Source organism: Agrobacterium sp. LAD9, assembly GCF_003031125.1.
GTDB lineage: Bacteria > Pseudomonadota > Alphaproteobacteria > Rhizobiales > Rhizobiaceae > Agrobacterium > Agrobacterium radiobacter.
The window spans coordinates 18,004-28,827 of record NZ_PHGS01000011.1 but is presented as its reverse complement, the minus strand read 5'-3'; the positions used below and the strand labels follow the sequence as shown (position 1 = coordinate 28,827).

The following is a 10,824-nucleotide window of genomic DNA, read 5'->3' as shown; positions in this document are numbered from 1 at the left end:
CTCCAAGGTTTTGAAATTCATCAATTTTACGCCGCACCGGCCATGAGACATCCGCTGCTCTCCCGGGCGCCATGGGGTACGCTCGTCTTCCCTGTCATGAGAAAAACCTCTCCCCGCGCGCGTCTTGCGAACAAAAGAAAACTCGCTATCCCGTGCAAAATAGCAATTTTAAACCCATAAAAACGATAGATTATATGCTCTTAATTTGATGACTCATGCAGCTGCCATCCAATTGGAGAAAAATCCCGATGTCTTTGAAACCCGGTTATCTCGCCCTTGCGCTTTTGCCTTCGCTACTGGCCGCCGGGGTGGCGGGGGCGGAAGGATTGAAAGGCGCGCCTGACCCTTTCGACAAGGGCGGCGTCAAGATCGCACTGATCAGCTATATTTCCGCCGGCGATTTCTTCCAAGCCTATCAGTCCGGTGCCGAAGCACAGGCCAGGGCGCTGGGCGCCGACCTGCGGATATTCCCCGGCAGACAGGATGCGGCGCAGCAGCGCGAGCAGATCCTGCAAGCGATCAATCTCGGCGTTCAGGCTATCATCATCGACCATGGCCAGCCGGAATCGCTGACGGATGTGGTTCAGCAGGCGCTGGATAAGGGCATCAAGGTCGTTGCTTTCGATGTGAACCTCAACAATCCGAAGATCCCGCAAGTCGAGCAGTCGGATCATCGCCTCGCCGAGCTGGCGCTTGATCAGGCGCTGAAGGACAATGGTACGAAGTTTGAGGCCGGTTATGCCTATGTGGCGGGCTTCGCACCGCTCGACCGCCGCAACGAAGTATGGGACAAGGTAAAGGCCGCCAACAAGGGCATTGTCGAGAAAGCCCGGTTCGGAACGGTCAGCGATACGACCGCAGCGGCGACGGCGGATCAGGCCAAGGCCGTTCTGCGCGCCAATCCGGAAATTTCGGTGATTTTCGCACCCTATGACGAATTTGCCCGCGGCGTCAAACTGGCGACGGCCGATCTCGGCATCAGCGATAAAATCAAGATTTATTCCGCCGATATTTCTACGGCCGATATTCAGGAAATCGTTGAGCCGGGCAGTCCATGGATGGCAACTGCGGCGACCAACCCGGCTGTCGTGGGTGCAGTGTCGGTACGCGCCGCCGCACTCGAAATCGCTGGCGAGAACGTGCCGAGAAACATCGTTGTCGATCCGGTTCTTGTTACGCAGGAGCAGTTACGGTCGGCAGACGTGAAAACCATTGAAGAACTTGCGAAGAAAATTCCCGCCTTCTCGACCAGCACAGCCGCCACAGCGAGCTGGATACCAGCCGCAGCCTTTTAAACTGCCTGGAAACACGGATATCGGAACCGCCCCGGCCTGCCGTGCCGGGGCGGTTTCCTTTCTGGATATGCCATGGGAGCGCCGTCGGCTCCCCGCCGAAACGACGCCGTGAGTGCGTCGAGGTCATTGTGGAAGTCGGAAGTGATCGTCGATGTGGCGGCGTTGACGCGTGTCCTTGTGCCAGCCAATGGCCTTTCTGTAACTGCCGAAGAGATTGCTCGCCCGCACGCTGTCCAGTGTCAGGCCGTGTACGGCCTCGGCATCCGGATCGACATAAAGCGCATCCACCGGGCAATAGGCCTCGCACATGAAACATGTCTGGCAGGAATCCTGCCGCAGTATGACGGGCGGGCCTTCCGGCATCGCCTCGAAGACATTGGTGGGGCATACCTGAACGCAGAGATTGCAGTCCGTGCAGGCGTCTTTATCCAGAACCTCGATCATTATTCCGCTGCCTCCTTGTAAATGCCGGGATCAACGGTTTCCCGCCGGATGGCGATCACATCGAGGCCGCTGAGAATGAGCCGGTGATGCTGGGCGGGATCCTGCTTCGGAAAATCGTCGCGCCGGTGCATGCCGCGCGTTTCCGTGCGCGCCAAGGCAGCGCGATACATGAAGCGCGCGGTAGCGATCATCGCCTGCGCCTGATGCAGCGACAGTATCTGGCTTTCGTCGGTCACCGTAGCAGCGGCGGTCTCTATCCATAGGGCGTCAAGCCGCGTCAATGCTGCCGAAAGGCCGGAATGCGTGCGGAAATAATTGATTTCGAGGGGAAAGACCTCGTCCTGTACTGCCTTGATGATGGCTGCGGGGTCGACAGTCTCCCGGTACGCTGTGGTTTTCGTGGTCGGTTGCGGAAGATCGCTCCCCGATCGCGCCTCCTTTTCGCGGGCGAAGGCCGCGGCTGAGGCGCCGGCGAAGGCGCCGGTGGAAATTGCCCAGGCTGCATTGTGACTGCCGCCGCCGGTGAAACCACCACAGATTGGCTCGCGAGTGGCATTGTCGCCAGCGGCATAAAGGCCGGCAACCGTTGTTGCGCAGTCGAGCCCGGTCAGCCGCAGTCCACCGGTGCCGCGCACTGTGCCTTCCAGCCGAAGCTTGATCTCAAAGAACTCGGTGAAGGGATCAATGCCGCGACGATCGAACGGCACGAAGAAATTTGGCTGTGCGCGTCGCAGGATCGCCTTCACCTCGTCGGTTTCGGCAAGATCGAGTCGGGCATAGACGGGTTGCGAAAGCAGGGTGCGGGCGATGATCGAGCGACCCTTGGCGGAGCCCGCGCCTTCTATCAGGCTGTGGTCCCTGTGATAAAACTGTGCGAAACGGTAGAGAGCCGTTTTTGTGATCGAGGCGAAGGCGGGTGAAATCGCATAGGCCGAAGAGAATTCCATGCCGGATAGTTCTGCACCCGCCTCGGCGCCCATCAAATAGCCATCCCCGGTCAAAACATCACAGCCGAGCGCCTTGCTCATGAAGGCGCAGCCGCCTGTTGCCAGCACCACCGCTCCGGCGGCGATACGCCATTGCCCGCCCTGTTGCCGCCGCAGGCCGGTTGCGCCAACGACGCGCCCGCCTTCTGTCAGCAGCCGGGTTGCGGGGTGATGATCGAGAATGGTGACGCCTGCATTTTTCACCCGACGACGCAAAAGCCGCATATATTCCGGTCCCTGAACGGAGATGCGCTGCTGCTCGCCTTTCTCGTCGCTGGGAAAGGGATAACCCCAGTCCGCCAGCCGGTTGACGCTTTCGAAAGTCTTGTCGAGCACCGGGGCCATCCATGACCGTTCGGAAAGATAGCCGCCCATTGCCTCGCGGCTTGCCATGGCAGCATCCCGCGCGGCTTCATCCGGTGGCACATACCAGATTTGCGTGCCGGCAGAGGCCGTTGCGCCGGAACTGCCGCAGTAGCCCTTGTCAACCAGAACAACGCGCGCTCCGGCACCGGCCGCTTCCAGCGCCGCCCAGCAGCCGGCCGGACCGCCGCCGATGACGAGCACATCGCAGGTGATTTCGGTCGTGGTTGAAAGTGTGGAGCGGGCGTCTTGCAAGGGCAGGCTCATGGCAGGCATCCTTTCAGCGAAGAAATCGAATTGCACTTTAAATCTATGTATTGCATAGGTTTTTGAATTGTTTTTCCGGAGTTTTCCCGATGTCGCTCGCCAGTCTTGCCATGTATGCCAGCCCTACGCCGGTCAAGGAGGCGACGGCGCTGTTCTGGGCGGCGCTGGGCGAGCGTCTTCGCACAGGTGGTGTAGATGCGCCGGTCGCGCTGGATGATGGAATTCGTTATGACGAGGCGTGGCTCCGGCCCGATCTGCTGTTCGGCCAGACCTGCGGATATCCCTATGTGCGGCATCTGCGCGGCAAGGTGCAACTGGTGGCAACCCCCGTCTATGGCCTGCCCGGATGCGATGGCCCGCTCAAATGCAGTTTCATCATCGTCAACGCTGCCTCGACAGCGCAGTCGATCGAGGAATTGAGGGGCGCCCGGGCTGCGATCAACGAACCCGGCAGCAATTCGGGCTACAATCTGTTCCGGGCTTTCGTGGCGCCACATGCGAATGCCGGCCGGTTCTTCTCCTCGGTCTTGAAGACCGGTGGTCATCTGGCGAGTATCGATGCGGTTTCGAAAGGCGAGGCGGATGTCGCTTCCATCGACTGCGTCACCTTCGGCAACACCCTGCGCTTTGATCCGCAACGGGTTGCGGGCGTGCGCATTCTTGCCGAAACTGCCAGGGGGCCGGGGCTGCCCTTCATCACGGCTGCTGCGACACCGGCAAGGGAACTCGTGATCCTGCGGCGTGCGCTGGCGGAGACGATCGCTGACCCCGCATTTGCCGGCGTCTGCGATACGCTCTCGTTGCGCGGCATCAGTCTGCTCGGCGATGCCGACTACGAAGTGCTGGCCGAGCTTGATCGGGATGCCGCGCGTCATGGTTACCCCGTTATCGCCTGAGGCAGGGCTTCTGCTTCCGTCATGAGTGGAAAGTGGCAGGCGACACTGCGGCCGGATGAGCCGGTGGAAACAAGCGTTGGAACTTCGCTTGAGCAGCGTGGACGCGCCAGCGGACAGCGTTTGTGGAAACGGCAGCCGGATGGCGGGTTGCCCGGGCTTGGCAATTCTCCGGAAAGCACGATGCGCTCGCGCCGACGACCGGGATCGAGCGTGAGATTGGCGGAGAGCAGCGCCTGCGTATAGGGGTGTGCTGGATAACGAAACAGGTCGGCTGTCGGCCCGCTCTCGACGATCTGGCCGAGATACATCACGGCGACACGATCGGTAACGCGGCCGACGACATTGAGATTGTGGGAGATGAGCAGATAGCTGAGCTTCAGCCGATCCCGAAGCTCGCGCAGGAGATTGAGCAACTCGCCCTGAATGGAGATGTCGAGGCCAGCCGTCGGTTCATCTGCAACGATGATCGAGGGTTCGGCCGCAAGAGCGCGCACGAGCGCCACACGCCGCGCCTGCCCGCCGCTCAGCTGATGCGGATAACGTGAAAGAAGCTGCTCGCCGAGGCCGATGCTTTCCGCAAGCGCGGATATCTGCGCCCAGCTTTCGGGAGAATGCACTTTGCGTATTTTAAGCGGTTCGGCCAGAAGCGCGCGCACTTTCATGCGCGGTGAAAGCGAAGCGGCTGGGTCCTGAAACAATAGCTGAATACGGCGCTGCAGATCGTTGCGGCGCTTGGTTGCTGTACTATCCAGCGTTTCGCCGGCAACCGAAAGCGTACCGGCAGCAAGCGGCTGAAGCCCGACGATTGCCCGGGCAAGAGAGGATTTTCCGCATCCGCTTTCGCCGACAAGACCAAGGGTTTCGCCGGAGAGCAGATCCAGTGACACGCCATCGACGGCAGTCAGCCGATCGTAGCGGATCACCGCATTCTTGAGTGAAAGGGCCGGTATGGTCATCACGCCGCCTCCAGCCAGCAGAAGAAGCTCTGCTCGCTCTTCGCCTGCCGACGTGGCGGTTTTTCCACGCAGCGGTCATGGCGGGAGGGACATCGTTGCGCAAAGATGCAGCCCTGCGGCCGGTGGGCGGGATCGGGAACAGTACCGGGAATGGTGGCAAGATCCTGCAGGCGGTCGAAGGCCGCGTAAGGGTCGATCTCGCAGTTGAGCAAGGCCCGGGTATAAGGATGGTGAGGGCGATGCAAGACGTCCGCGACCCGACCGCTTTCCACCACCGTTCCCGCATACATCACGATAACGCTGTCGCAGAGTTCGGCGATAAGCCCCATGCTGTGACTGACGACCAGCATGGAAGCGACAGTTCGTTGCCGCAGCCGATGCAGCATTTCCACCACCTGCGCTTCAACCGTGGCATCGAGCGCTGTTGTCGGCTCATCGGCAATCAACAGCTTCGGTTCGACCAGAAGCGCCATGGCAATCACAACGCGCTGTCGCATGCCGCCGGAAAATTCGTGCGGATACCGGTGCATGCGTAGCGCCGCATCCTGCAAACCCACGTGGGAAAGCACCGCTTCCGCCCGCGCCCAGAGCGCTCTCCGGCTTTCCTTTGGAAATCGCCGGCGCTGGATATCGACGAGCTGGGTGCCGATCGTGAACATCGGGTTGAGCGCGGTCATGGGGTCCTGAAAGACCATGGCTATGTCAGTGCCGCGCAGCCTTGCTGTTTCCCCTGATGCCAGGTTTGTCTCGCGTCCGTCAAAGGCCGCACGGTTTGCCGAAATTTCCGCATTATCGGCAAGCAGGCCGAGCAGGGCGAAGGCGACCGTTGACTTGCCGCTGCCGCTTTCTCCTACGAGGCCGACGGACTGGCCGCGACCAATGGTGATATCGACGCCGTCGATGATATGCGCGCTCCGACCGGCGCTTTTGTAAGACACGTTGAGGTTTTCGATGAGGACGAGGGCATCTGTCACAGGCTTTTCCTCAGCTTCGGGTCGAGTGTGTCGCGCAGGGCTTCACCCAGAAGCGCAAAACCGAGTGTCGCGAGGATCAGCGCCAGGCCGGAAAAGGTGGCGAGCCAGACCGATTGGTCGAGATAGGTGTAGCCGTCGTTGAGCAGGTTGCCCCAGCTTGCAAGCGGCGGACGCACGCCAAGACCGAGAAAGCTCAACCCCGCCTCGATGGTGATGACGACGGGGATGTCCATGCATGCCAGTACGAAGATCGGACCGATGATGTTGGGCGTGACATGATGCAGGACCAGGCGCCACGTTTCGGCACCGAGAACCCTTTCCGCCTCGATGAAGGGGCTGTTGCGGATTGCGATCGTCTGGGCGCGGGCGACCCGACCGAAATGCGGAATGAAGACGATGCTGACAAGCAGAACGACATTGCCGAGACCCGGGCCGAAGACTGCGACAAGCGCCAGAGCAAGAATGATGCTTGGAAACGAAGTCACGACATCAAAGACGCCGACGATGAAGAGGTCGACGACGCGTGAGGAGAGGGCAGCCGCCACACCCAGTGCGACACCCGTTGTCAGCGAAATGGCGATGACGGAGAGAGAAATGCCAAGCGCTATCCGCGCGCCGTAGATAAGTCGGCTCAATATGTCGCGGCCGAGATGATCGGTTCCGAGAAGATGTTGCAACGACGGGTCCATGAACCGGTTGGCCGGCGCGATCGCGTTCGGGCCATAAGGCGCGATCAGCGGAGCAGCGATTGCCACGAGACAGAGCAGCGTGACTGCAAAGAGCGCAAATGTGCCGCCGGGCCGGCGGGAAAGATCGTGGAGGACGGTCATTGCTGTTGCCTTCCAGAGACGAGCCGGGCGCGCTCGCGCGGATCGAGCAGGCTTTGCGAAAGGTCCGCAATGAGATTGGTCAGGACGTAAAGCAGCACGATGACAAAGACGCCGCCCTGAACCACCGGATAGTTACGGGTGCGGATGGCGTCATAGATCAACGAACCGAGACCGGGACGGTTGAAAATGACTTCGGCAAAAACTGCCCCGCCCAGAAGTTCGCCAAACCCCATGCCAAGCACGGCGACGGTGGGCAATATCGCCGGCTTGAGGGCGTACTTCACCAGGATTTTCGTCTCGTTGACACCATAGGCCCGCAATGTGCGGATCTGGTTTTCACCGAGCACTTCCAGCAGCGAGGCGCGCAGCAGACGGGCGATGTAGCCGATCCAGCCTGCAGCAAGCGCCGCCGTCGGCAGGGCGAGATGCCAGAGCTGGTCGCCGATATCGCCGCTGTTGCCGGCGCCCAGCACCGGAAACCACCGCAGCTTTACCGAAAACATCATCAGGAGGAACACCGAGACGACAAAGCTGGGCGTCGAGATGAAGCCGACGCTCAGGAATGCGATAAGCCGGTCCGTCCTGCCGCCCGGCCAGCGGGCGGAGATGAGGGCAAGCGGCACGCCGAGCGCGATGGCGCAGAGCATGGCGGAAACAGCAAGGGCCACCGTGTTCGGCAAAGCTGCCGCAACAAGGGCGATGACCGGGCGGCCGTTGAAAACATCTTCGCCGAGATCGCCGGAAACCAGCCGGCCGAAAAACCTGAACACCTGCTCGATCAGCGGCTTGTCGAGACCGATGCGGGCGTTGAGCGCCGCCACGGCCTCGGGCGTTGCGCGTGAACCGAGGATCACCGTTGCGGGATCGCCGGGAATCAGCCGTGTGAGCGCCATCAGCAATACGACGGAGCCCGCCACGGCGAGAAGCGCCGTAACGAGCTTGAAGGCAAGATGAATTTGCAGGGATGCGCTCCTCATCGCAGCGCATCCCTTTCAGTCACTGAGAAAACACGCACCGGATCAGGCCGTCGCTTCCGTAAAGGCTGTATAGAGCCAGTTATTGCCATTCGGAAGAACACCGGGCTTCAGCCATTTGCGCGAAGCAAAGGCATTCAGATTGTGCGTGATCCAGATGAAGGCTACGGATTCGTCGAGCAGCTTCTGGGCCTCAATGTAGATCTTTTCCCGTTCTGCGGGGTCGACCGTGACGCCGCCCTTTTCATGCAGGGCATCGAAATCCGCGTTCTTCCAGCGCTGCCAGTTCCATTGACCAACCTGCGCCGATGTGAACCATTGCGTCTGGAAGCCCGGGTCAAATTTTCCGTTGAACTTGACAAGCGACAGCTCGAGGTCCTTGCTGGCGTCATTTTTGCCGAGCGCCCAGTAGGCGGCGGATTCCAGCGCCTCGATTTCTACTTCGATGCCGACTTCAGAAAGGTTTGCCTGAATGATCTGGGCAATGGCCTCATAACGCGCCGTCGCTTCGATGGTGAGCTTGGTCTTGAAACCGTTCGTGTGGCCGGCTTCGGCCAGCAATGCCTGCGCTTTTTCCAGATCCCGTGCATAGACGGGCGCTTCTTTCCAGTATCCGAGCAGGCTTGGTGCAAGCAGCGAATTGGCGCGTGGGTAGATGCCGGAATAGGCACCCTGCAGGATCGCGTCGATGTCGACGGCATAACGGATGGCCTGACGGACGCGGATGTCGTTAAAGGGAGCCTTCTCGATATTGGGCCCGAACCAGACATAGTCGATGGCCGGAATTTCCGTCACGCTTGCATCCGGCAGGTTCGCCAAGGCCTTGCCGTTTTCGGGATCGATCGCGGTGAAGTCGATCTCGCCGGACTGGAAGGCGATTTCCGAGGTCTTCTGCTCTCCGATCGGCTTGCCGACGATCTGCTGGAAGTGCGGTTTGATCGGTCCCTTGTAGTCGGGGTTGATTTCGAGCGTGAAGTGCTCGCGCGGAACCCATTCCTTGAGAACGTAGGGGCCGCTGCCGATCAGTTTCGTGGCGATATTGTTGCCGAGCGCTTCGAAAGCCTTTTTGGAAATGATCCGGCCAGATCCATCAGCGAGCGCGATCGTGTAGAGTGCCGGTGCCGGCTGCTTCAGGATGATGCGGCCTTCGAGGGGGCTGGTGATCTCGACGCGATCAAGAGCTGACCAGTCCTTGGCGTAGGTAACGGGCTTGCCTTCGGCATCCGGCTTGAGGAAACGCTCGAAGGAGAATTTCACGTCTTCAGCGGTCAGTTCGCCATAGCCGTCGGTGAATTTGAGCCCGCTGCGCAGTTTGAAACGGATTTCGGTGCCGCTTACCTGTTCCAGTTCTTCGGCGGCGTCGAGTTCCCAGTCCGTCGAGCCCGGCTTGAAGGAGATCAGGCCCTGCTGCACTGACCAGAGGACGTTCAGATCGATCGGGCCTGAACGATTGGCCGGATCGAGGTTTGAAAGGTCTTTCTCGACGCGGACGACGATCCTGGAGCGGTCGGCATTGGCAAAAACGGGATGAACGCCGCCAAGAGCGACAAGACCTGCAATGGATGCGCCGCCGAATAGCACCTGCCGGCGTGTGGTGTCGAATGTCAAGAAATGGCCCTCCGGTATGAAGCGCCTGCCCGCATGAGGCGGGCAGCGCTCCTCAATTCGATGGAGGGATTAAAGCTAATAACCTACAAATTTTATAGAATAAATATTTTCCGTAGAACCCTGTTGCAAAACCATTTTTCCCTTTTTGGCGTCTCTGCTGCAAAGCCGTGCGGCGCGGCGTCCAGCGCCCGGCTTTATAGTGGTGCGAGAAACCCGTCTCAGCCGGAACCTGATTCATGTCCCGTCTTCCCTCTCCTGATATTTTTTCCTCGTCCCCCAACTCTCTCACCATATCCCGCATCGAATGGCAGACGGTGGTTCTGGCGATCGTCATCTATGGCGGTTTCCTGGCGGTGACATGGTTCTGGCAATCTTTGTCGGTTCCTGTTGTGATTGCCCTTGGTGGATGGCTGGTCGCCTGGCATGGATCGCTCCAGCATGAGGTCATTCATGGGCATCCGACCCGCTATCGCGCCATCAACGATGCGATCGGCTGGCCGCCTTTGCCTCTGTGGTTACCCTACGCCATTTACCGGGAAGGGCACCTGACCCACCACCGCGACGAACATCTGACCGATCCGATCGAAGATCCGGAATCCTCTTATTTCACCCAGGCGGCCTGGGAAAGAATGGGGTTGATCGGCCGATATCTGGCGCTCTGGAACACCACCTTGCTGGGGCGGCTGACGCTTGGCCCGCTGGTCATGATTGTCAATTTCCTGGTGCAGGAGGTATCCCTGATCTTCAAGGGCGACAGGATACGGGCGGCGCTTTGGGCGCGGCATGCGATTGGTGTCGCGGGTGTCCTGACCTGGGTGGTGGGGATTTGCGGAATGCCGCTCTGGCTCTATCTCTTCGGTTTTGTTTATGTCGGCGCGGCGCTGAGCAGGCTCCGGTCCTATGCGGAGCACCGTTATGCCGACCATCAGGATGAGCGCACCGCGATCGTCGAGAACAGCCCGCTGTTCGGGCTATTGTTTCTCTACAACAATCTGCATGTGCTGCATCACAAATTGCCCGCCATCCCCTGGTACAGCATCCCCGTTCTCTACCGCCGCCATCGAGACACGCTTGTCACGATCAATGGCGGTCTGGTCTATGACGGCTATCTCGATGTCGCCCGCCGCTTCTTCCTGAAACCCCATGACGATCCCCGTCATCCTCGTCATCTCAACGTATCACCTGTCGATGCTGCGACGAAGGATGTTTGATCGTAAAGAGTGAGCGGAAA

At 60.0% G+C, this 10,824-nt stretch carries 11 protein-coding genes; 3 read left to right on the top strand and 8 right to left on the bottom strand.

The features are described from left to right. The first annotated feature begins 248 nt into the window (after positions 1–248). A complete protein-coding gene (locus DA915_RS13085) occupies positions 249–1,295 on the top strand; it encodes a substrate-binding domain-containing protein (RefSeq protein WP_107676048.1) in 1,047 nt (348 codons plus the stop codon). Positions 1,296–1,418: 123 nt separating this feature from the next. Here the strand turns inward: DA915_RS13085 and DA915_RS13080 are convergent, their stop codons facing one another. Together DA915_RS13080 and DA915_RS13075 are read right to left on the bottom strand one after the other, a co-directional pair. After that, positions 1,419–1,739 carry a ferredoxin family protein gene (locus DA915_RS13080; RefSeq protein ID WP_003504133.1) on the bottom strand — a complete coding sequence of 107 codons (321 nt, stop codon included), beginning with the start codon at positions 1,737–1,739 and terminating at the stop codon, positions 1,419–1,421. After that, positions 1,739–3,355 carry an FAD-dependent oxidoreductase gene (locus tag DA915_RS13075; protein WP_107676047.1) on the bottom strand — a complete coding sequence of 539 codons (1,617 nt, stop codon included), beginning with the start codon at positions 3,353–3,355 and terminating at the stop codon, positions 1,739–1,741. The genes DA915_RS13080 and DA915_RS13075 overlap by 1 nt, the downstream gene beginning before the upstream one ends. An 89-nt stretch (positions 3,356–3,444) precedes the next feature. On the opposite strand from DA915_RS13075, the gene DA915_RS13070 reads away from it, so the two are divergent. Further along, entirely contained in the window at positions 3,445–4,251 is an 807-nt protein-coding gene (locus DA915_RS13070) for a phosphate/phosphite/phosphonate ABC transporter substrate-binding protein (protein WP_107676046.1), read from the top strand. Here DA915_RS13070 and DA915_RS13065 read toward each other — a convergent pair. The 6 genes from DA915_RS13065 to DA915_RS28660 are packed head-to-tail and all read right to left on the bottom strand — an operon-like array spanning position 4,233 to position 9,831. Continuing rightward, a complete protein-coding gene (locus DA915_RS13065) occupies positions 4,233–5,207 on the bottom strand; it encodes an oligopeptide/dipeptide ABC transporter ATP-binding protein (RefSeq protein WP_107676045.1) in 975 nt (324 codons plus the stop codon). The two genes, DA915_RS13070 and DA915_RS13065, sit on opposite strands and share 19 nt — an antisense overlap. Continuing rightward, positions 5,207–6,181 carry an ABC transporter ATP-binding protein gene (locus DA915_RS13060; RefSeq protein WP_107676044.1) on the bottom strand — a complete coding sequence of 325 codons (975 nt, stop codon included), beginning with the start codon at positions 6,179–6,181 and terminating at the stop codon, positions 5,207–5,209. Before DA915_RS13060 ends, DA915_RS13065 begins: the two co-directional genes overlap by 1 nt. Further along, positions 6,178–7,011, bottom strand: a complete 834-nt coding sequence (locus DA915_RS13055) for an ABC transporter permease (protein ID WP_107676043.1) — start codon at positions 7,009–7,011, stop codon at positions 6,178–6,180. Before DA915_RS13055 ends, DA915_RS13060 begins: the two co-directional genes overlap by 4 nt. After that, entirely contained in the window at positions 7,008–7,988 is a 981-nt protein-coding gene (locus DA915_RS13050; RefSeq protein ID WP_107676042.1) for an ABC transporter permease, read from the bottom strand. Before DA915_RS13050 ends, DA915_RS13055 begins: the two co-directional genes overlap by 4 nt. Before the next feature lie 42 nt (positions 7,989–8,030). Next, the gene (locus DA915_RS13045; protein ID WP_107676041.1) at positions 8,031–9,593 is read right to left on the bottom strand and encodes an ABC transporter substrate-binding protein; all 1,563 of its coding nucleotides are present in this window, start codon (positions 9,591–9,593) and stop codon (positions 8,031–8,033) included. A gap of 52 nt (positions 9,594–9,645) precedes the next feature. Continuing rightward, positions 9,646–9,831 (bottom strand): hypothetical protein, encoded by a 186-nt coding sequence (locus DA915_RS28660; protein ID WP_128286955.1) that lies wholly within the window; start codon positions 9,829–9,831, stop codon positions 9,646–9,648. Between DA915_RS28660 and DA915_RS13040 the strand changes: the two genes are divergently transcribed. Continuing rightward, complete coding sequence (locus DA915_RS13040; protein WP_107676040.1) at positions 9,830–10,804, top strand: fatty acid desaturase; 975 nt, start codon at positions 9,830–9,832, stop codon at positions 10,802–10,804. The two genes, DA915_RS28660 and DA915_RS13040, sit on opposite strands and share 2 nt — an antisense overlap. Positions 10,805–10,824 lie beyond the last annotated feature (20 nt).

What these genes read in the sequence shown, in the direction of transcription:
- DA915_RS13085 (WP_107676048.1), top strand. Translation starts at nt 249, where the DNA reads ATGTCTTTGAAACCCGGTTATCTCGCCCTTGCGCTTTTGCCTTCGCTA.
- DA915_RS13080 (WP_003504133.1), bottom strand. Translation starts at nt 1,739, where the DNA reads ATGATCGAGGTTCTGGATAAAGACGCCTGCACGGACTGCAATCTCTGC.
- DA915_RS13075 (WP_107676047.1), bottom strand. Translation starts at nt 3,355, where the DNA reads ATGAGCCTGCCCTTGCAAGACGCCCGCTCCACACTTTCAACCACGACC.
- DA915_RS13070 (WP_107676046.1), top strand. Translation starts at nt 3,445, where the DNA reads ATGTCGCTCGCCAGTCTTGCCATGTATGCCAGCCCTACGCCGGTCAAG.
- DA915_RS13065 (WP_107676045.1), bottom strand. Translation starts at nt 5,207, where the DNA reads ATGACCATACCGGCCCTTTCACTCAAGAATGCGGTGATCCGCTACGAT.
- DA915_RS13055 (WP_107676043.1), bottom strand. Translation starts at nt 7,011, where the DNA reads ATGACCGTCCTCCACGATCTTTCCCGCCGGCCCGGCGGCACATTTGCG.
- DA915_RS13050 (WP_107676042.1), bottom strand. Translation starts at nt 7,988, where the DNA reads ATGAGGAGCGCATCCCTGCAAATTCATCTTGCCTTCAAGCTCGTTACG.
- DA915_RS13040 (WP_107676040.1), top strand. Translation starts at nt 9,830, where the DNA reads ATGTCCCGTCTTCCCTCTCCTGATATTTTTTCCTCGTCCCCCAACTCT.
- DA915_RS28660 (WP_128286955.1), bottom strand. Translation starts at nt 9,831, where the DNA reads ATGAATCAGGTTCCGGCTGAGACGGGTTTCTCGCACCACTATAAAGCC.